This window comes from Bradyrhizobium sp. CCBAU 11361 (assembly GCF_028128935.1).
Classification (GTDB): domain Bacteria; phylum Pseudomonadota; class Alphaproteobacteria; order Rhizobiales; family Xanthobacteraceae; genus Bradyrhizobium; species Bradyrhizobium niftali.
Genome location: NZ_LBJZ01000171.1, coordinates 18,133 through 40,422, shown reverse-complemented (window position 1 = coordinate 40,422; position 22,290 = coordinate 18,133). Strand labels below are relative to the sequence as shown.

General features: G+C 64.8%; 15 protein-coding genes and 1 tRNA gene. 7 read left to right on the top strand and 9 right to left on the bottom strand.

What is annotated here, in order from left to right; all coding sequences use genetic code 11:
• Nucleotides 1-49: 49 nt before the first annotated feature.
• A complete protein-coding gene (gene gltB / locus XI08_RS18660; protein WP_271575507.1) occupies nt 50-4,783 on the bottom strand; it encodes a glutamate synthase large subunit in 4,734 nt (1,577 codons plus the stop codon).
• Between the two features lie 489 nt (nt 4,784-5,272).
• Between gltB and XI08_RS18655 the strand changes: the two genes are divergently transcribed.
• Nucleotides 5,273-6,037 carry a hypothetical protein gene (locus XI08_RS18655; RefSeq protein WP_271575506.1) on the top strand — a complete coding sequence of 255 codons (765 nt, stop codon included), beginning with the start codon at nt 5,273-5,275 and terminating at the stop codon, nt 6,035-6,037.
• A gap of 245 nt (nt 6,038-6,282) precedes the next feature.
• Here the strand turns inward: XI08_RS18655 and XI08_RS18650 are convergent, their stop codons facing one another.
• Both XI08_RS18650 and XI08_RS18645 read right to left on the bottom strand, forming a co-directional pair.
• Entirely contained in the window at nt 6,283-7,053 is a 771-nt protein-coding gene (locus XI08_RS18650) for an alpha/beta fold hydrolase (protein WP_027545655.1), read from the bottom strand.
• A gap of 344 nt (nt 7,054-7,397) precedes the next feature.
• On the bottom strand, nt 7,398-7,868 hold the full coding sequence (locus XI08_RS18645; RefSeq protein ID WP_027545656.1) for an Hsp20 family protein: 471 nt from the start codon (nt 7,866-7,868) through the stop codon (nt 7,398-7,400).
• A 208-nt stretch (nt 7,869-8,076) separates the two neighbouring features.
• Between XI08_RS18645 and XI08_RS18640 the strand changes: the two genes are divergently transcribed.
• Complete coding sequence (locus tag XI08_RS18640; protein WP_027545657.1) at nt 8,077-9,024, top strand: alpha/beta fold hydrolase; 948 nt, start codon at nt 8,077-8,079, stop codon at nt 9,022-9,024.
• 172 nt (nt 9,025-9,196) lie between these two features.
• On the opposite strand, the gene XI08_RS18635 is transcribed toward XI08_RS18640, so the two are convergent.
• Both XI08_RS18635 and XI08_RS18630 read right to left on the bottom strand, forming a co-directional pair.
• Complete coding sequence (locus tag XI08_RS18635; RefSeq protein ID WP_271575505.1) at nt 9,197-12,004, bottom strand: di-heme-cytochrome C peroxidase; 2,808 nt, start codon at nt 12,002-12,004, stop codon at nt 9,197-9,199.
• Between the two features lie 163 nt (nt 12,005-12,167).
• A complete protein-coding gene (locus XI08_RS18630; RefSeq protein ID WP_271575504.1) occupies nt 12,168-13,964 on the bottom strand; it encodes a tetratricopeptide repeat protein in 1,797 nt (598 codons plus the stop codon).
• Nucleotides 13,965-14,186: 222 nt separating this feature from the next.
• Here XI08_RS18630 and XI08_RS18625 point away from each other — a divergent pair, with 222 nt between their 5' ends.
• Nucleotides 14,187-14,819, top strand: a complete 633-nt coding sequence (locus XI08_RS18625; RefSeq protein WP_271575503.1) for a LysE family translocator — start codon at nt 14,187-14,189, stop codon at nt 14,817-14,819.
• 176 nt (nt 14,820-14,995) lie between these two features.
• On the opposite strand, the gene XI08_RS18620 is transcribed toward XI08_RS18625, so the two are convergent.
• A complete protein-coding gene (locus XI08_RS18620; RefSeq protein ID WP_271575502.1) occupies nt 14,996-15,748 on the bottom strand; it encodes a sulfite exporter TauE/SafE family protein in 753 nt (250 codons plus the stop codon).
• Nucleotides 15,749-15,842: 94 nt separating this feature from the next.
• Here XI08_RS18620 and XI08_RS18615 point away from each other — a divergent pair, with 94 nt between their 5' ends.
• Nucleotides 15,843-16,733 (top strand): LysR substrate-binding domain-containing protein, encoded by an 891-nt coding sequence (locus XI08_RS18615; protein WP_271575501.1) that lies wholly within the window; start codon nt 15,843-15,845, stop codon nt 16,731-16,733.
• Nucleotides 16,734-16,855: 122 nt separating this feature from the next.
• Here the strand turns inward: XI08_RS18615 and XI08_RS18610 are convergent, their stop codons facing one another.
• The 3 genes from XI08_RS18610 to XI08_RS18600 form a co-directional block, all read right to left on the bottom strand.
• Nucleotides 16,856-17,821 carry a Bug family tripartite tricarboxylate transporter substrate binding protein gene (locus tag XI08_RS18610; RefSeq protein ID WP_271575500.1) on the bottom strand — a complete coding sequence of 322 codons (966 nt, stop codon included), beginning with the start codon at nt 17,819-17,821 and terminating at the stop codon, nt 16,856-16,858.
• Between the two features lie 75 nt (nt 17,822-17,896).
• A complete protein-coding gene (gene hisN, locus XI08_RS18605; RefSeq protein WP_271575499.1) occupies nt 17,897-18,679 on the bottom strand; it encodes a histidinol-phosphatase in 783 nt (260 codons plus the stop codon).
• A gap of 544 nt (nt 18,680-19,223) precedes the next feature.
• Nucleotides 19,224-20,114, bottom strand: coding sequence for an N-formylglutamate amidohydrolase (locus XI08_RS18600; RefSeq protein ID WP_271575498.1), 891 nt, complete (start codon nt 20,112-20,114; stop codon nt 19,224-19,226).
• Nucleotides 20,115-20,490: 376 nt separating this feature from the next.
• Between XI08_RS18600 and cpdR the strand changes: the two genes are divergently transcribed.
• From cpdR to XI08_RS18585, 3 genes are all read left to right on the top strand, one after another.
• A complete protein-coding gene (cpdR, locus tag XI08_RS18595) occupies nt 20,491-20,850 on the top strand; it encodes a cell cycle two-component system response regulator CpdR (RefSeq protein WP_007597092.1) in 360 nt (119 codons plus the stop codon).
• A gap of 72 nt (nt 20,851-20,922) precedes the next feature.
• Nucleotides 20,923-20,997: transfer RNA gene (locus tag XI08_RS18590), tRNA-Val, on the top strand.
• A gap of 416 nt (nt 20,998-21,413) precedes the next feature.
• On the top strand, nt 21,414-22,175 hold the full coding sequence (locus tag XI08_RS18585) for a hypothetical protein (protein ID WP_271575497.1): 762 nt from the start codon (nt 21,414-21,416) through the stop codon (nt 22,173-22,175).
• Nucleotides 22,176-22,290 lie beyond the last annotated feature (115 nt).

Here is a 22,290-nt window from a genome sequence, read left to right as displayed (position 1 = left end):
TCATGGTTCGAGACGGCGCTACGCGCCTCCTCACCATGAGGCTTCTTTATTACGCCCCGATCGCGATCTTCGGCTCGGCGTCCGCGTTGGCCGCCATTTCGCGCAGCGCGCGCCGGTACTCGACCGGCATCACCTTGCGGAATTTGGGCAGCCAGTCCTTCCAATTGGCAAGGATCTCGGCGGCGCGCTTGGAGCCGGTCGCTTTCGCATGGCGCGTGATCAGGACGTGCAGCCGCTCGACATCGGAGTCGAGCAGGTTCTTGAACACGTCGACCCGGCCATGCGCCTCGAGGTCACCGGTGTGATTGTAGGTGCCGGCGTTGATCAGCTCCTCCGACAAGACCGGTTCGAGCTCGACCATGCTGAGGTTGCACAGCTTGTCGAAGTCGCCGGTCTCGTCGAGCACGTAGGCGATGCCGCCGGACATGCCGGCCGCGAAGTTGCGTCCGGTCTTGCCGAGCACGACCACGATGCCGCCGGTCATGTATTCGCAGCAATGATCGCCCGCGCCCTCGACCACGGCGACCGCGCCAGAGTTGCGGACGGCGAAGCGTTCGCCGGCGATGCCGCGGAAGTAGCACTCGCCTTGGATCGCGCCGTACATCACGGTGTTGCCGACGATGATGCTCTCTTCCGGCACGATGGCAGAGTTCTTCGGCGGCTTGACGATGATCTTGCCGCCCGAGAGACCCTTGCCGACATAGTCGTTGGCTTCACCCTCGAGCTCGAAGGTGACGCCGTGGGCGAGCCACGCGCCGAAGGCCTGGCCGGCGGTGCCCTTGAGGCTGACATGGATGGTGTCGTGCGGCAGGCCGGCATGGCCGTAGATCTTGGCGACCGCACCCGACAGCATCGCGCCCGCGGAGCGGTTGGTGCTGTTGATCGAAGCCTCGATCTTCACCGGCGCGCCGCGGTCGAGCGCGGGCGTCGCCTTCTCGATCAGCGTGCGGTCGAGCACCGCTTCCAGATGATGGTTCTGGCGCTCGGAGTGATAGATCTTCTGGCCCTTCTCCTCCTTCTGCTTGACGAACAGCTTGGAGAAGTCGAGGCCCTTGGCCTTCCAGTGCGCGACCAGCCTGGTCTGGTCGAGCAGCTGAACCTGGCCGATCATCTCGTTGAAGGTGCGGAAGCCGAGCGAGGCCATGATCTCGCGGACCTCTTCCGCAACGAAGAAGAAGTAGTTGATCACGTGCTCGGGCTGGCCGGTGAAGCGCTTGCGCAGGACGGGGTCCTGGGTCGCGACGCCGACCGGGCAGGTGTTGAGATGGCACTTGCGCATCATGATGCAGCCGGCCGCGATCAGCGGCGCGGTGGCGAAGCCGAACTCGTCGGCGCCGAGCAGCGCGCCGATCACGACGTCACGGCCGGTGCGGAAGCCGCCGTCGACCTGGACCACGATGCGGCTGCGCAGCCGTTCGCGCACCAGCGTCTGGTGGGTTTCGGCAAGGCCGATCTCCCACGGCGAGCCGGCGTGCTTGATCGAGGTCAGGGGCGATGCACCGGTGCCGCCCTCGAAGCCCGCGATGGTGACATGGTCGGCGCGCGCCTTGGCGACGCCCGCGGCGACCGTGCCGACGCCGATCTCGGAGACGAGCTTGACCGAGACGTCGCCCGTCGGGTTGACGTTCTTGAGGTCGTAGATGAGCTGCGCCAGGTCCTCGATCGAGTAGATGTCGTGATGCGGCGGCGGCGAGATCAGGCCGACGCCCGGCGTCGAATGCCGGACCTTGGCGATGGTCGCGTCGACCTTGTGGCCGGGCAGCTGGCCGCCTTCGCCGGGCTTGGCGCCCTGCGCCATCTTGATCTGCATCATGTCGGAGTTGACGAGATACTCCGTGGTGACGCCGAACCGGCCCGAGGCGACCTGCTTGATCGCCGAGCGCATGGAATCGCCGTTCGGCATCGGCTTGAAGCGGTCGGCTTCCTCGCCGCCTTCGCCGGTGTTCGACTTGCCGCCGATCCGGTTCATGGCGATCGCGAGCGTGGTGTGCGCCTCGCGCGAGATCGAGCCGAAGCTCATCGCGCCGGTGGCGAAACGCTTAACGATGTCTTTGGCCGGCTCGACCTGGTCGAGCGGCACCGGCTTGCGCTTCTCTTCCTCGGCGCTCTTGATCCGGAACAGGCCGCGCAGCGTCAGCAGGCGCTCGGACTGCTCGTTGAGGATCTTGGCGAAGGCGCGATAGCGTTCCAGCGAATTGCCGCGCGCGGCATGCTGAAGCAGCCCGACCGACTCGGCGGTCCAGGCATGGTCCTCGCCGCGGCTGCGATAGGCATATTCGCCGCCGACGTCGAGCGAGGTCTTGTAGACCAGCGCGTCGCCGAACGCGTCGGCATGGCGGCGCACGGCTTCTTCCGCGATCTCGGCGAGACCGACGCCCTCGACGCGGGTATGCGTGCCGGCGAAGAACTTTCCGACGAAGTCCGCCTTGAGGCCGACCGCGTCGAAGATCTGCGCGCCGCAATAGGACTGGTAGGTCGAGATGCCCATCTTGGACATCACCTTCAGCAGGCCCTTGCCGATCGACTTGATGTAGCGCTTGACGATCTCGTAGTCGTCGAGCGAGCCGGGCAGGCGGTCCTTCATCGCGATGATGGTCTCGAACGCGAGGTAAGGATTGATCGCTTCGGCGCCGTAGCCGGCGAGGCAGGCGAAGTGATGCACTTCGCGCGGCTCGCCGGATTCGACGACGAGACCGACCGAGGTGCGCAGTCCGACGCGGATCAGATGATGATGCACGGCGGCGCAGGCCAGCAGTGCCGGGATCGGCACCCGGTCGGTGCCGACCATGCGGTCGGACAGGATGATGATGTTGACGCCCTCGCGGACGGCGGCTTCCGCACGCGCGCAGAGCTCATCTAGCACCTGATCCATGCCGGCCGCGCCGAGACCGGCGTGGAAGGTGGTGTCCAGCGTGCGCGACTTGAAGTGCGACTCGGCGACGTCGGAGATCGAGCGGATCTTCTCGAGGTCCGCATCGGTCAGGATCGGCTGGCGCGCTTCGAGGCGCTTGGTGGTGGCGAGGCCCTGCAGGTCGAACAGGTTCGGGCGCGGTCCGATGATCGAGACGAGGCTCATCACCAGCTCCTCGCGGATCGGGTCGATCGGCGGGTTGGTGACCTGCGCGAAGTTCTGCTTGAAGTAGGTGAACAGCGGCTTGGCCTTGGCCGACAGCGCCGAGATCGGCGTGTCGTTGCCCATCGAGCCCGCGGCTTCCTCGCCGGTGGCCGCCATCGGCGTCATCAGGATGGTGATGTCTTCCTGGCTGTAACCGAATGCCTGCTGGCGATCGAGCAGCGACAGGTTGGAGCGCACGCCGGTGGTCGGAACCTTCGGCAGCTCTTCCAGCACGATCTGGGTCCGCTCCAGCCACTCCTTGTAGGGATGGCTCTTGGCGAGCTCGGCCTTGATCTCGTCGTCGGGGATCAGGCGGCCCTGCTCGAGGTCGACCAGCAGCATCTTGCCGGGCTGCAGACGCCACTTGGTGATGATCTGGTCCTCGGGAATCGTCAGCACGCCCATCTCAGACGCCATCACGATGCGGTCGTCCTTGGTCACGAGATAGCGCGCCGGCCGCAATCCGTTGCGGTCGAGCGTCGCGCCGATCTGGCGGCCGTCGGTGAAGGCGATCGCGGCGGGGCCGTCCCACGGCTCCATCAGCGCGGCGTGATATTCGTAGAAGGCGCGGCGCGTCTCATCCATCAGCGGATTGCCGGCCCACGCCTCCGGGATCATCATCATGACGGCGTGCGGCAGCGAGTAGCCGCCCTGCACCAGGAATTCGAGCGCGTTGTCGAAGCAGGCGGTGTCGGACTGGCCTTCGTAGGAGATCGGCCAGAGCCGGTTGATGTCCTTGCCGTAGAGCTCGGAGCTCACCGAGGCCTGGCGCGCCGCCATCCAGTTGGTGTTGCCGCGCAGCGTGTTGATCTCGCCGTTATGCGCGATCATGCGGTAGGGATGCGCCAGCGACCAGGCCGGGAAGGTGTTGGTCGAGAAGCGCTGATGCACCAGCGCCAACGCGCTCTCGAAGTCCGCCTCGTGCAGGTCGGGATAGTACTTGCCGAGCTGGTCGGCGAGGAACATGCCCTTGTAGATCACCGTGCGGCAGGACATCGAGCAGGGGTAATAGCCCGCAAGGCCGCGGTCGCGGCGCTGGTAGATCGCCTGCGAGATCGATTTGCGCAGGATGTAGAGCCGGCGCTCGAAATCGTCCTCGGTCTTGGCGGTGCCGTTGCGGCCGATGAACACCTGCATGCAGGCGGGCTCGGTCGGCTTCACGGTGACGCCGAGCGAGGAATTGTCGGTCGGCACGTCGCGCCAGCCGAGCAGGGTCAGACCCTCTTCCTTGATCTGGTCGGCGATGATGCTCTTGATGACGTTGCGCCAGGCGGTGTCGCGCGGCATGAACAGCGCGCCGATGGCGTATTCGCCGGGTTGCGGCAGCGTGAAGCCGAGCTCCTTGGCCTTGCGGCTGAAGAACGCGTGCGGGATCTGCACCAGGATGCCGGCGCCGTCACCGGCGCGCGGATCGGCGCCGACGGCGCCGCGATGCTCGAGGTTGCAGAGGATGCTCAGCGCGTCCGAGACGATCTCGTGCGACTTCTTGCCCTTGATGTTGGCGATGAAGCCGACGCCGCAGGAATCCTTCTCCAGGCTCGGATCGTAGAGGCCTTCGGCCGGCGGGCGCGAATTGTGTTCCTGAATCGGATCAGTCGTTTTCGAGGCGACCGTCGCCGACAGTTCTTCTGCCACGATGTTTGCGCGCTCGAATTGCGACCCGTTCATGTCCTCGTCCTCTCCATGCGGCAAGCTGTCTCACCGCCATCTTCGGCGCACCTTGGGCGTTCCGCGGCACCCGCCTCTGGGTCACCGCTCGTCCGCTGCGAGCCGCATTTTCTTAAATTCAGGCCAAGACGTTCTACGTCCCCGTGAACGGCTTTGCCTGTTGCCTTCTTGGTGCTCGGAAGCACCAACTTTCGCTGCAATCCCTATGCCGGAATCGCTAGCAAAATTGAGACAGCTGTCCTGTCCTAACCATCACCTTGCCAAATTTTTGTCTATCACACAAGCGCGCGAAAGTCCCGATTCCCAAAGTGTCAATCATCGCTTTCCGCAAGGCGCGCGGCCCCGGTTTTGAAGCAAACGCGCCCTGATCCGGCCCCGCAGACGCCGGAATCCCGAATGAAGCTTCGGATCGACCCTTCGGAAGGCGCGCCACGCCGCAAGAAGCGAAAGAGCGCGATCCATCCGGGGCCTGACAGGAGCGTGTCGACCATGAAGTTTTTCACAAGATGTGTGGCCGCCGCCGCGCTGGCGCTGGTCGTGACCGCGGCAGAGGCGCAAGTTCCAGCGAACGGTATTGTGGGAGGGGCTACGATCGCGGCGTCGGATTTCGACGGGCCCTATGGGCCGCCGAACGCCGTGCAGCCTCCGCCGCCACGGTACGGTTATGGCTACGAAGAACGCGGCCCGGCGCCGGCGCTGTTGCCGGCCACCGAAGTCTATGCGGTGTTGCGCGACAACGGCTTCTCGCCGCTCGGCATCCCGCGCCTGCGCGGCAGCGTCTACACCATCGCGGTGATCGACCGCCGTGGCGATGACGGCCGGCTGGTGATCGACGCCCGCGATGGACGAATCCTGCGCTTCATGCCCGCCGCCGACGCCTATGGTATGGCCCCCACCTATGAGGGGCGTGCGGTCGCCCCTTACGGTCCGCAAAGCGCGCTGCCGCCGCCGACCGTGGTCCGCAGCGGCCCGCCGCGCCCGCCCGCCCCGATCCCGCGTGTTGCCAGCCGCACCGTGCCGCTGCCGAAGGCGGCTCCTCCGCGCGGCCAAGTGCCGGTCGCAGCCGTGAAGCCGGCCGAGCCTGCGGTACAGCAGGCCCAGGCACCGCAGCCTCAACCTGCGCAGACCGCGGCCGTGCAGCCCAAGCCTACTGAAGCCGCGCCGCAAGCCGCTGCGCCGACAGTGGAGCAGGCAAAGCCTACGGCAACGATTCCGCCGACACAGGACATGCCGCCCGCGCAGGGGCTGGAATAGCAAGCTGCTCGCGTGATGCGACGGCGCTAGTCGAACTCACGGTGTCGTCCCGGCGAAGGCCGGGACCCATACCGCGAGGTCTATCGGTTGTGGTAGATGCCCCAGTCCCGAACGACGGGTCTTCGCCAAACTTCTCCCTGTGAGTATGGGTCCCGGCCTTCGCCGGGACGACGTGGGGGAAGAGCTGAGCAAAACAAAAGGCGCCTGAGATTTCAGGCGCCTTTTTGCATCGTGACGATCGCCTCTCAGCTTCGCCCATACCCCGCAGCTTCCAGGATCAGATTCGCCACTTCCTTCGGATGCGACACGAGCGAGAGGTGGCCGGCATCGAGCTCGATCGTGGTGGCGTTCATGCGCTTGGCGAGGAAGCGTTCGAGATCGGGATTGATGGTGTAGTCGTTCTTCGACACCGCGTACCAGCTCGGCTTGGAGCGCCATGCGGCTTCGGTGGTGCGGCCGCCGAAGATCGAGGCGGCGGTCGGCCATTGCACCGCGTAGAGCTCCCTGGCCTGCTCCGGCTTCACGCCATTGGCGAAATACTTCAGGAAGGCGTCTTCCGAGAGTTTTGTGTAGCCGTCGCGCTCGACGATGCCGGCGCGCACCGGGCCGGTCGGGAACTGCTTCGACAGCGCGACGAAATCCTCGTTCGCGTCGGGCGCGCGTGCGGCGACATAGACGAGGCCGGTGACCTTCGGGTCGGTGCCGACCTGGCTGATCACGGTGCCGCCCCAGGAATGCGCGACCAGCACGGTCGGCCCGTCCTGCTCTGCCAGCGCGCGCTTGGTCGCCTCGACGGAGTCCGCAAGCGACGACAGCGGATTTTGCACGGCGGTCACGTGAAGGCCCGCTGCCTGGAGGATCGGGATCACCTCCGACCAGCTCGATCCGTCGGCCCAGGCGCCATGCACCAGCACGACGTTCTTGGCCTTCACGGTTTGCGGGGTTTGTGCGTGAGCCAGGCTGAGAGGGGCCGCCAGCAGGCTCGCGGCGACGAAAAGGCTGCGCCAGAAAGTCATGATTGTTCTCCGTCTTGTCTTGGGTTCGATCTCCAAATGACGAGGCGCGGGGCGGCGGTGTTACGCCGTTTCACCGCTCTGTGATGCGGCGCAATAGTCCAGCAACGCAGTTCAGCAATCGGTGACGTCCTGGCGAAGGCCGAGACATCACCTCAGGCAGACCATCACCTCGGGGAAGATATGGCATATCCGTCGTTCGGTATTTCTTCCGCGCACGATTGATAGATCTCGCGGTAGGGTTCCCTGGCTTCGCTGGGACGACAACCGGGACGAGGAGAGCCAAACAAAAAAACGCCCCGGGGCACCGGGGCGTTTTCGCAACTCGGAAGTGGCGTGCGTGCGGTTTAGGCGGCGACTTGCGCGGCCGAGTTCTCGATCACCTGCGCCTTGGGCGCGCCGGCATTGATCGCGATCTGGCGCGGCTTCTTGGCTTCGGGAATCTCGCGCACGAGGTCGACATGAAGCAGCCCGTTCTCGAGCGAGGCGTCCTTCACCTGCACGAAATCGGCAAGCTGGAAGGCGCGCTCGAAGGCCCTCGCGGCGATGCCGCGGTAGAGCACCTCGGACTTCGAGTTCTCGCCTGCGACTTTCTCGCCCTTGATCGTCAGCGTGTTTTCCTTCGCGACGATGGAGAGCTCGTCCTTGGCGAAGCCCGAGACCGCAACCGTGATGCGGTAGGCGTTCTCGCCGGTACGCTCGATATTGTAGGGGGGATAACCGGGGCTGCCGTCCGAACCGGCCTGGTCGAGCAGGCTGAAGAGGCGGTCGAAGCCGACGGTGGAACGATAGAAGGGGGTGAGATCGTAGGTACGCATGGTCAAGTCCTCCATTGAGCGACTGTTTGCCAACCCGCCCGCCAATCGGGCCGGGCTTTAGTCTGTGTGCAGCCTGATGTTCCGGTTCCGAAACACTGGTAGCGGCCTGCACCATGGTGATATGGGTTCAGGGGAACGGCGTTCAAGAGGGCGGCAACTTGCGCCTTTTCGGCGCTCCAGCCCCTTGATTTGCAGCATTTCTCGCCCAATGACGCTGATCTCGATTCCGTCCAATCCCGTTCCCGAAGACGTCGTCAGCGGCACCATCAAGACACCCGATGGCGCCGAGCTGCGCTTTGCGCGCTGGGCGCCGCCGGCGAACCGCAAGGGCACGGTCTGCGTCTTCACCGGACGCAGCGAGCAGATCGAGAAATATTTCGAGACCGTGCGCGACCTGCGCGACCGCGGCTTTGCGGTGGCGATGATCGACTGGCGCGGGCAGGGCCACTCCTCTCGTCGCCTGCGCGATCCGCGCAAGGGCTATGTGCGCGACTTCGCCGATTTCGAGATCGACGTCGAGACCTTCGTGCAGCAGGTGGTGCTGCCGGATTGCCCGCCGCCCTTCTTCGCGCTCGCCCACTCCATGGGCGGCACGGTGATGCTGCGCGTTGCGCATGCGGGCAAGCGCTGGTTCGACCGCATGGTGCTGTCGGCGCCGATGATCGACCTGCCCGGCCGCACCACCTCGTTGCCGGCGCGGGCGCTGCTGAAGACGATGCGCCTGATGGGGATGGGCGGCCGCTATGTCCCCGGCGGCAGCGACCGCATTACCGGGCTCGATCCCTTCATCAACAATCCCCTGACCAGCGATCCCGTGCGTTATGCGCGCAATGCCGCGATCCTGGAGGAGGATTCGACGCTCGGGCTGGCGTCACCGACGGTCGCCTGGGCCGATTCCGCCTTTCGTGCCATGCACACCTTCAAGGGCATGAACTACCCCTCCGAGATCCGCCAGCCGATCCTGATGCTGGCGGCCTCCAGCGACACCGTGGTCTCGACCGCGGCGATCGAGGAGTTCGCCTACCATCTGCGCGCCGGCTCCCATCTCGTGATCGCCGGCTCGAAGCACGAGATCCTCCAGGAGCAGGACCGCTACCGCTCCCAGTTCTGGGCCGCCTTCGACGCCTTCGTGCCGGGCACGCCGCTGTTCAAGTGAGGGGCAGTGACGGTGTGCTCCCTCGCCCCGCTTGCGGGGAGAGGGTTGGGGTGAGGGGGAGTCTCCGCAAGGGAGGTGAGAGTTGGACTCGTGGAGAGTCCCCCTCACCCGGATTGCATCTCCGATGCAATCCGACCTCTCCCCGCAAGCGGGGCGAGGTAAGAAGACCAGCTCACAGCGTCTTGAGATACTCGATCAGGTCGTAGCGCTCTTGCTCTTTGAGCACGCGGCCGATGGTGCCGTCCTTGCCGGGGCCCGGCGTGCCATCGAACGAGTGGCCGGCATTGCTGTTGCCGAACATCTCGGTGCCGTCCGACGCTCGCGTCGAGAAGCGCGACTGCCCGGTCTTGCAGCTCTCGCCGTCGACGACCGCGAAGCCGACCTGCTTCGGATCGTAGTCGCGACCACCTCCCATGCAGAACGATTTGGGGCGCTCGGCCGCGGGGCTCAGCATCCAGTAGAGCGAAGGCACCGATCCGTTGTGCAGGTAAGGCGCGGTGGCCCAGACGCCGTTGAGCGGGCGCGCGCGATACCAGGGCGGCGGCTCCTTCTTGTCGGGCGGCTGCGGACCGGGATTAGGGCAGTTCTTGCGCTCACCCCACCAGGCCTGCTGGACCTTCGGGGGGATCTTCGCATCGTCCATCGCTTTGCGGCTGACGATGTCGACGAGCACCATCAGCCCGAGCGAGTACGGCATGTCGGTCGACGAGATATCCGGCAGATTGCAGCTCCACCAGGTATTGAGGTTCTGCGTGGGATCGAGCTTGAGAAACCCCGGGACCTGAACCGTCCGCGTCTGCAGCACGCTGGCCTGGGCGGGATCGGTCCCCATGCCTTTGACGCTTTTCTGGACCTCGTTCAGGAATTTGTCGTTGCCGATGGTCTCCCAACGCGACGAGGACCAGATGCTCTGGTCCGGAAACTCGGTGTCGAACACGGGATCGTTGACCGGCCCGAGATGGCATTCGGTGCAGATCTGCGCGTAGAGCTTGCGGCCGTTCTTGACGCGTTCGCCATCGATCTTCCAGGCATTGTCGCCGAAGATGTCCGACGGCCATTTCGGCGATGTCAGTCCGGAGAGCTGCTTCTTCGGATAGGGCGCCGACCCCTTCAGCAGATCCTCGATCCAGTTCAGATTCTTGATGTCCATCGACGAGCGGAACAGCGTGTCCTTGGGGCTATTGTCGGACAAATTGAGCAGCGCGGTCACGCCCAGTGCTTCGCCGGCGTTGCGGATCAGCGGTTGTTCGATGGACGCGTCATATTGCGCGAATTTGAGCCAGGGCACGGTCCAGATCGGCGGGAAGCTGACCGGCGCGTCCTTGGCATGCAGATTCTTTTCGAAGCCGCTGAGGCCACTGAGCGTCATGTCCTGGGCGAAGACCTGATTGCCGATGCGGTTGAGCGCGTCGAGACGGCCGTATCCTTCCTCGGTGTCCTGCTGCGGCTCTTCCCGCTTCGTCTTCTCGTTGAACCTCGTCTTGCCGTCGATGGTTTTCGCGTAGGTCTTCTCCCAGTCGATCAGGAATGTGCTGATCGCACGCAGCTTCTGCTTCAGCGCATCGCGATCCGCATCGCTGGCGGAGGGGCCGAGCACACGGTCGGCGAAGCGCGTGAAGCGACCCGGCACGAGGAGCGTGTAGGCGATCGACAGACCAGTCGTGACCTCGAGCTTCCTCAAATCGGTCATCGCCGGACCGCCGTCGAAACGGATGTCGATGCCTTTGTAGTGGATCTGGCCGGTGTGGCAGGCGGCGCAGGTCAGGCCGATCCGGTCCTCGCCGATTTGGCCGGTCGCAGGATCGGGTACGCCGGTCATGCGCGCAAAGCCGACGGGCAGGCCGTCGACGTTTTCAGCCTGGGTGCCCCAGTTGACCGGCGGATTCCAAAGCCGCGCCGGCACCGGCTTCGTCTTGTCGTAGACGTTGGCGTAGCCGAACCGGCGCAGCGTGGCGTCGTCGGTGTTGATCGTCTGCGGGCTGGGGATGAAGCCGAAGCGCTGCAGATGGTCGCTGTCGTGTAGCATCCCGGGCTTTGCGAAGAAATGAAGCCGCGGCTGCTCGAGCGCCATGAACCAGTTATAGGGCACCGGGAAGGTCGCGGTGCCCTGGCTGGCGTGATGAAACCAGTGCCGGTCCTCCAGCGCCCAGTTTTGCTCGAGCCAGTACGCGGCCCGGGGTTCGACGTGCTCCGGCAACGGCGGCGCCACCAGGTCCCCGAGGATACCGGGCAGCATCGGCTGGAATTGATCCGGAAAGCGCAGCGCCACGACGCCAAAGACGAGGAGCGCGGCAACGAGTCCGCCGGCAACGCGCAATATGAGCGAGGGCGGGGTGACCGGCTGGCTGACGACCCGCTGGGTGATCCTATCCGGGAATTTGCGCTCGTCGAACAATGTCCTCACCTCGGCCACGCTGAGATAGCGGTCATCGCCGTGACCCTTGCCCATGATCTTGAGCAGGATCGGCCATTCGAACTTCATCAGGATCGGGTAGTACCAGCGCGATTGCTTGCCGGCGCGCTTGAGATTGTCGTCCATGAAGCTCTGGATTTGCGAGGCGTTGAGCCCGGTCTCGGCGCCGCCGTCGGGATCGGCATAGGTGCCGCCGAAACTGGCGAGCCGCGCGATCTCGTCCTCGTTGACGCGCCCGTCGACGCCGAGGATGCGCGAGCCGGCACCGAGCTTGTCGAGCGGGCCGCCGCGCAGCGTATTGAGCTGTGCGCCCCAGCAGATGCTTTGCAGGATGTGACAGGCGCCGTTGGCGATCAGCGCGACGCCACGGGTCTGGATGCGGGCCAGAGTCTTTTTCGCTCCCGTCTCGCCGCTTGCATTTGCGATGGTCTGCGATAGCGTCCGGAGAGGCACGGTGCCGCCGTCGACAAAACCTTCGCCGACGAGGCCGCGCAGGAACGGACAGGGATTGTTCGGCGAGACCTGGATCGAGGGATTGACGGGGGGCTTCGAGGCGGGGTCGTTCATGGCCCAAATTCCTGAAAACGGCGAATCGTGAAATGCAGACGCGCCGATCAAGCGCGGAAAGTCCTAACAAACCGACAGCAGGGTATACTACCTCAGCGTGTGACGAAGTGTGGCCGAATTCACTGTTGTGTCAACAAGAGCCGAAGCGGCCGCGGCCTGCCGGTCAGGACTCGGCGGCGCGTTTGACGTCGCTCTGGACGAGGGTCAGCTTGCCGAGCGGCACGCCCGCCTTGAGCAGCCCGTCGCGGTAATGGGCGAGGTCCTCGGGCCGCTTCCAGTGGAAATTGCGCAAATGGCGGTCGACGTTCAGGGTCGGGTAATTGCCCATGAGCACGCGGGTGGCCTCGACGGCCTCGTCGGTCCGCTCCAATTGCGCCAGTGCCGCGGCACGGATCGCCAGCGCCTGCATGTGGTTCGGGTTGATGTAGAGCTGCTCGCGGGCCCACGACAGGGTCGCGTCATACTGCCCCAGCAGATAATGGCTGAACGCGTTCAGCGCGGCCCATTGGTAGCGCGGGTCGCTGTTGTCGCGCTGCGCGGCCATCGAAAACAGCTCGATCGCCTCGCGGTGCTCGCCGATGACGAAATGGCAGATGCCGAGCACGCCGCGCGCGCCCATGTCGTAGGGGTTGAGCGCGACCGCGCGCTTGGCGGCGTCCATCGCGGCCTCGTAATGCCCCTCCATCGCATGGGCCCAGGACAGGATCGAGAACGCAAAGGAGGAGCGCGGGTCGAGCCGGACGCTGGTTTCGGCGAGGTTCATCGCCTCGGCCCACATCTCCCGCGTGCCCTTGATCCAGCCGAACTGGATGCTCTGGATCTGGATCGTGCCAAGATAGGCGTGCGCGATCGCCAGGTTGGGATCGATCTCGATGGCCTCCCGGAACAGGTCGATTGCGGCGGCCAGGTCCTCCTTGGTCTGCCGGTAGTAATGCGACAGCCCCTTGAGGAAACGGTCCCACGCGGTCACGTCGGTCGAGAGCCGCGCCGGCGCCGAGGCCTCCGCGCGAACGATCTCGGTGGCGATGGCGGCGGACAGGTTGGTGGTGATCTCGTCCTGCATCGCGAAGAAGTCGCCGATGTCGCGGTCGTAGCGCCCGGTCCAGAGCTGCTCGCCGGTCTCCGGCGCGATCAGCTCGGCGGTGACGCGGATCTTGGCTCCGGCGCGCCGCACCGAGCCCTGGATCAGATAGGTGGCGTCGATCTCGCGTGCGATCAGCCGGGTGCTCGTGTTCTTGCCCTTGAAGGCGAAGGTCGAGTTGCGGCTCAGCACGCGATAGAAGGATTGCAGCGACAGTGCGTGGATCAGATCCTCGGTGAGGCCGTCGGAGAAATATTCGTCCTGGGCGTCGCTGAGATTGGCGAAGGGCAGCACGCCGACGATGGCGGTGCGGTACTGCTGCGAGAGGGTGGACGCCTCCCTCAGCTCGGGAGCGAGCGCCGGCGCGCCCTCGGGCTTCCAGGTCCAGACCCCGACCGCATCCTTGATGTTCTTGAAGCGATGGTTGCCGACATCGACCAGCGGCACGGTGAGATGCTTGCTCGCCTCCCTGTAGGCCTTGGCCGAGATGGCGAAGCCGCCGGGGCTCGCCACCGATTCCAGGCGGACGGCAATGTTGACATCGTCACCGAACACCTCGTCCTCGTCGGCGATGACGTCGCCCATGTGGATGCCGAGCCGGAATTGCATGGCGCGGTCGGCCGGCAGGTGGTGGTTGCGCTCCGCCATCAGCGTCTGCATCGCGATCGCGGCCTCGGTGGCGCCGACGATCGAGGGGAATTCCAGCAGGAAGCCGTCGCCGGTGTTCTTCACGACGCGGCCGCCGTGATTGAGGATGATGGGGTGAATCGCGCTGCGATGGGCCTTGAAGGCGGCATGGGTGCCGGCCTCGTCGCTGCCCATCATGCGCGAATAGCCGGCGACATCGGCGCAGACAATGGCGGCCAGACGTCTTTCCATAGCCCCGGAGCTCCAACGGACCGAGGACCGGCCACGGCGTGGCAATCGCCTCGAATCCCGCATTTCAAGAACCCAGCCTTTATAGAACAGATGAGGCCGCGGGAAAGTATGATCCGCATTGCAAATTCAAGGTAAATCCTACGCAGTCCCGGCGGTGGACGACGGCGGCCGAACCGACTAAGCCCGATCTCTTGAGACGGACGGGGCGGCGGGGCACCTCACATGCTAGGCATTCACGAAATCTGGCTCTTCATCCTGTCAGGCGTGCTGCTCAATATCACGCCGGGACCTGATACCGTCTACGTTATCGGCCGCAGCATGCAGATGGGCTGGCGGGGCGGGGCCGCCGCCGCCTTCGGCATCAGTTGCGGCTGTTTTTTCCACGTCGCGGGCGCGGCGATTGGCCTTTCGGCCCTGCTGATGGCCTCATCCACCGCCTTCTCGATCCTGAAGCTGGTCGGCGCGGCCTATCTGGTCGTAACCGGGCTTCAGATGCTGTGGTCGCGGCCGACACTGGCATCGGCGATCGACGAGCCGGCGCGGAGCTCGCTGCGGCGGGTGTTCCTCCAGGGCGTCTTCACCAACGCGCTCAATCCCAAGGTCGCGCTGTTCTTCCTGGCCTTCCTGCCGCAATTCGTCGCAGCCGATTCACCGCACATGCCGCTCGCCTTCCTGACGCTCGGGCTGATCTTCATCTGCACGGGAACGCTGTGGTGCCTGGTGCTGGCGGCGTTCGCCGCAAAGGCCGCGCACCGGTTGCGAAAGTCCGAAGGTGCGATTGCCTGGGTCAATCGGGCCCTCGGCGGCCTCTTCATCTATCTCGGCATCCGCGTCGCCATGCTGGAGACGCGGTAACTCGTTCGAACGAATGACATGAGGCTGCGTAGGGTGGGTTAGCTCCGGGCTGCGCGAAGCGCAGTCCCTTGGCGTAACCCACCACTTCTGTCACCGCGGAAATCAAAAGAGGTGGGTTACGCCTCGCGGCTTGCGCTTTGCGCAATCTGCGAGGCTAACCCACCCTACGATCTGCCTCAGGCGAATTCCTTCAGTAGCGCGCTGCCGGCGAGATAAAGGCCGAGCAGGATCATCGCGATCAGGAACCAGCGGCGGAACGCTTCCGCCGGCATCCGCGCCCGCACCGACTGGCCGATGAACATGCCGGCGAAGGCCATGGCCATGCCCACGGCGCCGGGCACGGCATTGGCCGGCGTCAGCAATCCGCCGGCGGTGAGGTTGAAGGCGAGCGCCAGCGTCGCGGTCGTGAAGAACACGCCCAGCGCCTGCACCAGCTCGTCCTTCTCCATGCCGATCGCCTGCATGAACGGCATCGAGGGGATCACCTGCACGCCGGTCGAGGCGGAGATCACGCCGGTGACCACGCCGACCACGCCGCCGACCCATTTCTCGTTCTGCGGCGCGACGCGGAACTGGAATTTGTTCAGGCCGATCACCGCGTAGATCACGAGCAGGGCGCCGAGCACGATCGTGCCATAGCGCGCATGCGGGCCGGTCAGCGCGCCGGCATTGAGCCAGCAGCCGATCACGGTGCCGATCATCAGCGGCCACAGCCGCCTGAGGATGTCGCGCAGATGGGGGCCGACGAAAGTCTGCCAGATATTGGTGACAATGGCGGGCACGATAACGATGGCGATCGCACGGCTCGGGGCCATGCTCACCGCGAGCAGGCCCATGGAGACGGTCGGCAGGCCGAGCCCGACCACGCCCTTGACGAATCCGGCGATCAGGAAGACGGCGGCGATGACGATGAGGAGAGGGTCGATCATGACCTGCACATTGACCGAAGCCGCGCCCGGGCACAATCTGGAGGTTACGGAGACAGCCTTCGCCATAGACGAAGGCTAGGTTGGAGGAATCCGGATGCGTTTCGATCTCGTCGATCTCCAGCTGTTCATCGCAGTCGCCGACCAGCGCAGCATCACGCGTGGCGCCGAGCGGTCGCATCTGGCGCTGGCCTCGGCCAGCGCGCGCATCAAGGGGCTCGAGGACGCGCTCGGCGTCGCGCTGCTGAAGCGCGGGCGCCGCGGCGTCGAGTTGACCGCAGCGGGCGAGAGCCTGCTCGATCACGCGCGCCTCGTGATCCACCAGATCGACGCCATGCGCGGCGATCTCGCAGGCTTTGCCAGTGGCGTGCGCGCCAGCGTGCATTTCCTCGCCAACACCTCCGGCCTGTCGGAGCATCTGCCGAAGGCGCTGGCCGGCTTCCTGCGCGAGCATCGCGACGTCGCCATCGACATCGAGGAGCGCGAGAGCACCGACATCGCGGCCGCGATCACCGCCGGCGCCGCCGATCTCGGCTTCGCCGCCGAGCACGCGCTGCCCGACCATATCGAGCGCTTCGTCTTCAGCGAGGACCGCCTGACACTGGTGACGTCCAGGCGCGGCCCGTTCGCCGGCCGCCGTCAGATCGATTTCCAGGAGGCGGGCGCGTGCGAGTTCGTCGGGTTGACCAGCGCCACCGCGCTCCAGGTTCATATTTCGAAGCACGCGGCCCGGCTCGGCATGCGGCCGCATTACCGCGCGCGCCTGCGCGATTTCGACGCGATCTGCCAGATGGTCGCCGCCGATGTCGGCGTCGCCCTGGTGCCCGAAGCCGCCGCCCGCCGCTGCGCCAGGCTGATGCCGCTCGCCATGGTCCGCCTGCGCGATGCCTTCGCCAACCGCAAACTCGTGATCTGCGCGCGAAGCTTCAAGACGCTGCCGCGCCCGGCCAAGATGCTGGTGGAGCATTTGCGGGCAGAGGCGGCGTGAGATGGCGGCGCAAACTCGTCATGCCCGGGCTTGTCCCGGGCATCCACGTTCGTGGTGCCGCGTCGCGAAGACGTGGATGGCCGGGACAAGCCCGGCGATGACGGTGCGGCAACTGTCCTTGTCTACTTCGCCGTCTCCACCCCTGCGTCCTTGATCACCTTCGTCCACTTCCTGGTCTCGTCCGCGATGAATTGGCGAAAATGCTCCGGCTCGTCGCCGATCAGCGTCGCGCCTTGTGCGGCGAGCTTTTCCTTCACGGCCGGATCCGCCATCGCCTTCGTCGCCAGGCCATGCAGCGCGGTGATGATCTCCTTCGGCGTGCCCTTGGGCGCGACCATGCCGTACCAGTTCTCGATGCGCAGATCAGGAAAGCCCGCTTCCGCCGTGGTCGGCACCTCAGGCGCCGTCGGTGCGCGCTCGGCCGAGCCGACCGCGATCGGCCGCAAGGCGCCGGCCTTGACCTGCGGCAGCAGCACGGGGAGATCGAGGAACGTCATCTGCACCTGCTGGCCGAGCAGGTCGTTCACCGCGGGCGCGGCGCCGCGATAGGGCACATGCACGATGTCGATCCTGGCGGTCAGCTTGAACAATTCGCCGGCGAGATGCGGCAGGCTGCCGGGGCCGGAGGAGGCGAAGTTGAGCTTTCCCGGCTGCGCCTTGGCGAGCGCGATCAGTTCGCCGATGTCCTTGGCGGGCACGTTGGTGGCGACGACCAGCATTTCCGGCACGGTCGCAACCAGCGTCACCGGCGTGAGGTCGGACAATGTGTCGTAGGCAACCCGCTCCATGCTCGGGCTGATCGCAAGCGCGCCGGCTGAGGAGATCGCGATGGTGTAGCCGTCGGGCGCGGCCTTCGCGACCGCGTCGGTGCCGAGCACGCCACCCTGGCCGCCGCGATTGTCGATCAGCACCGGCTGCCCTGATAGCTCCGACATGCGCTGGCCGATCACGCGCGCGATGATGTCGTTGGGACCGCCGGCCGGGAACGGCACGATCAGCTTGATCGGCTTGGCTGGAAAATTCTGGGCGGAGGCGAGGGCGGGAAACAGAAGCAGGCTTGCGAGGAAGAGCTTACGCCAGTTTTTCATACAAGCCCCCTGAAGCATGATCCGGAAAAGTGTGCAGCGGTTTTCCGAATGGATCATGCGCAAACGACGGGTCGTTTATCCATTGAGCAGTTTCATTGCTTCTTCGTGAACCCTGGCGTCGCCGGCCGCGATGATGCGGCCGCCGCCCTGGGCCGGCTTGCCTTCCCAGGTGGTGACGACGCCGCCGGCGCCGGTCACGATCGGGATCAGGGCCGCGATGTCGTAGGGCTTCAGCTCGGTCTCGACCACGAGATCGACGTGGCCGGCCGCCAGCATGCAATAGGAGTAGCAGTCGCCGCCATAGCGCGACAGCCGCGCGCCCTTCTCGATGCGGCCGAAAGTGGCACGGTCGCGCTCGTTCATGAGCAGCGGGCTGGTGGTGTAGGTCGTCGCCTCCGACAGCGAAGTGCAGCGGCGGACCTGGAGCCGGCGCTCGCCGGAGGGGCCTTTATAGTTGGCCGAGCCGTTGTCGCCGGAAAAACGCTCGCCGATGAAGGGCTGGTGCATCATGCCGAACACCGGCGCGCCCTTGTGCAGCAGCGCGATCAGCGTGCCCCAGATCGGGAACCCGCCGATGAAGGACTTGGTGCCGTCGATCGGATCGAGCACCCAGACATAGTCGGCGTCCTCGCGCTCATTGCCGAATTCCTCGCCGACGATGCCGTGCTGGGGGAAGTTGGCCTTGATCAGCCGCCGCATCACCGCCTCCGCGGCGCGGTCGGCCTCGGTGACGGGATCGAAATCCTTGGTCTTGCTCTTGTCGTCGATCGACAGCGAGGTGCGGAAGAACGGCAGGATGGTTTCGCCGGAGGCGGTGGCGAGCCGTCCGATGAAGGCTGAGAAGTCGATCACCGTCACGGCGCATCCTCAAAACGAAAGTCGGGTGAAGCTCGCATCTGCCTATCTCAATTCGCCTCTCGCGTGCAGCGCTGTCTTGATTTGCACCCTGGTATTTTGGATGCGGAGACCGGCTGCCTCATCCGAGCCATATGCTGGCCAAATATCGATCATTGAGTTGAAAACTTAGTTCCGAACATGCCTTGTTCGTATGCAAATGACTATCAACCCATTGAATTTCCTTATCAAAGAGACTGAATCTGGGTTTCTCTGGAAGCAACAGAGCCATGTGTGTTTTGCATGGGAAACCGCTCAAAAGCCCTTGCACTTTGTGCGGCGCGGCCGCATATTGTTGCGGTGCGGTAGCGCTCTGCGTTACCGCTGCCCTCCTTGGGCGTTTCCTCCCTAGACTTGGGCCGCTTGCGTCATTCGCGAGCGGCCCTTTTTTCTTGGGCCGTCTGTTTCGTTTCGACTGCGCGAAAACGCGAAGTGAAGATCCGGCGTCCGATATGCGCGCAGCTGTGTTCTGTGATTCGCGACGTCGTCGCGCGATGACGGCTTGCGCCTATTCCGCCGCGGCCTGGAACGGGCCGAGATCGCCGAACGGAATCGTGCTCGCCAGCACGTCCGCGAGGACGCCGAAGTCGGTTGCCACCTGCGCAAAGCGCGGACTGCGCTCGCGCCGTCGCTCGTCCATGTAGATCGCGCGGTTGAGTTCGAGCTGCACCGCGTGAAGCCCGCTCGCCGGGTTGCCGTAATGCTCGGTGATGAAGCCGCCGGCATAGGGCTTGTTGCGGCCGATCGAATAGCCGAGCCCGCCCATGGTCTCCTCGACCCGGTCGGGCAAAAACGGCGTGCAGCTCGTGCCGTAGCGGTCGCCGATCACGATGTCGGGCCGGCGCGGCTCGTCTCGGCTGACGCCGACCGAGGGCATCGAGTGGCAATCGACCAGCACCACGGTGCCGAACATCTGGTGCACCTTGTTGATCAGCCGACGCAGCGCGCGGTGGTAGGGCTTGTAGAGCGTCTCGATCCGCGCCAGCGCATCGTCGACCAGGATGCGGTCGCGATAGATCTCCTGGCCGTCGCCGACCACGCGCGGAATGGTGCCGAGGCCGCCGGCGACCCGCATCGAGCGGGTATTGGCAAAGCTCGGCAGCCGCCCGGTGAACATACGGGGGTCGAGCTCGTAGGGCTCGCGGTTGACGTCGACATAGGAGCGGGGAAAGTTGACCCGCACGGTCGGAAAGCCGCGGGCGCTGAGATGGCCGATCAGCTCGTCCATGAAGGAGTCTTCCGACCGCCGCAGCGTCGGCAGGTCGATCCTGGAGGCGCTGAGGAATTCGTCCGGATAGGTCGAGCCGGAATGGGGCGAGTTGAAGATGACCGGCGCGCGCCATTCGGCGGGCTCGACGATCTCGAAGGCTGGCGACATCTCGCCGTCAAACCGGGTCATCTTCTCAGGCTTCGTCCCTTATTCCCAGGCTTCGTCCCTTCACGCCACAAGATCCGGCCCCGCAGGATCCTGCAAGGTCCGGCAAAGGCTTGAACGGATTGATTCGGCCGGTCGAGCGGCTCTTATGTGTCGTCATTGTCTGGAATCGCAACCATTCTGCCAAGCGAAAAGATGTGATTGGCGCTGGAACATGTCTTAACCGTGCGGGCAGCGGGCGGGGATCGACTGGTCGGCTTCGATTGATTCGAGCCGCATTCGGGTTCACAAGGAGCCGGCAGCGCGAGCCGTCCAGGGTAAAGATTTTCACCCCAAATTTACCCTCTGTCGGGCTTAGTGACCTCTGCTGATATCCTCTGGGGATTCGACGTTTCCTGCCATGCCAAAGATCCTGCTCGCCGAAGACGACAACGACATGCGCCGTTTCCTGGTCAAGGCGCTGGAAAACGCCGGTTTTCAGGTCTCGTCCCATGACAACGGCATGGCCGCCTATCAGCGGCTCCGCGAAGAGCCGTTCGAGATGCTGCTGACCGACATCGTGATGCCGGAAATGGACGGGATCGAGCTCGCCCGCCGGGCCTCGGAACTCGACCCCGACATCAAGATCATGTTCATCACCGGCTTCGCTGCGGTCGCCCTGAATTCGGATTCGGACGCCCCCAAGAACGCCAAGGTGCTGTCCAAGCCCGTGCATCTGCGCGAATTGGTCAGCGAAGTGAACAAGATGCTGGCGGCCTAAATCGGCCCCGTTCCGTCCTTGCGCCGGGTCCCCTGAGCCGTTATAGGGACCCCACCGATGAAATGACCTCTAGGGCACGTAGCTCAGCGGGAGAGCACTACCTTGACATGGTAGGGGTCACAGGTTCGATCCCTGTCGTGCCCACCATCCTCTTCAATGACTTAGGCGCCCCGCGCCTGAGGCCTGAAGGGGTGGTTTCCACGAGATTTCCACGAAGGCCCATTTCCGCGCGGGCTGCCCCGTCCAGATGAGGCTGGCTGCCCCGGTGCGGGCGCTCGATTTCCAGACCCCTGGAGAGGGATGCCGAAGCATAGCCTTGCTTCCCCCACGTTACTCCGAAGGTAACGCAGAAGGCCGCGTGCTCTATCTCGATCATCGCTTCGGCCGTAGCCATCACTGCTCTATCTCGCATCGAGCGCGCTAGATCGTATTGACCGGAGACAGCGCGCCCGAACAGTGTCACGCGAAGTGCCTCTTTCGTCAACAACACGTTTCTCGTGGTTAAGCCAGTGCACTGGCTTATACTAATGGGCCCTTGCTCTCTCGATTCGGCCCCTCAGCGCATGTCTCCATCTCCAGGAAGAATAGCCAGCGAGTGGCTCGCTTATATTCGACCTCACGTCCGACCCTACGAGGCGCTGGGCCGGGGCGATCGTCGCGACTACATCGCCAAGCTGTCGAAGCGGGTGAAGCTGAGCGACAACACGCTCCGGCGTTTTATCTCGGCTGCCCAGTACCTGGAGGCCGAGGGTATTACCCAACTGCCATCTGGCGTTCGGATGCCTGTCGCGGCCGTCGAGCGGGTCGCCCGCATTGCAGCACGCCAACCCGAGAAACGACAGCAACTGCTCAAGGATGTTGCCGAGGGCAGGCTTACGATCATTGAACTCAGGGGCCTCCTCAAGAAGAGCACCAAGGCTGTCGCCAAGCGCCAGCGCGTTTCACATCCTGAAGAGCCGCTGGAGAAGCGGGCGTTGGCGGCGCTCGAGGCGCGAGGGGCCCTCAAACGTGCCGAAGCGGTGCTCACGACGTTTCAGGATATGGACCACTGGTCGTACTTCGATTCGCACACCAAGCCTGTCCTGGTTATTCAGCTTCCGCGGGACCGGCGCATCGTCGTCATGGATGACAGATCGATCGGTGGTACGGCCGCCTCGTTCATGAGGCAGCGGAAGGAGTTCTTGCGCAACATTCTCGCGGGTGCGGCGCTATATGACCTTGTGTGCGTCTTCGCCTCGATCTGGCAGGAGGACATCGGGAAATTGATAGGAGCGATGCGGCCAGAGATACGGCGGCGGGTTATTCTGTTAGGGCCGGAGACGTAGCGGCAAAGAGCATCAATCCGCGCGATTTGGTCCGAAGCTGCCCGAAGAAGCAATCAGTAGGTCGAACGGCGGCGGCGATGCGCCCGCGTTCGGCGCTCGGTCGGACCCGGCCTGT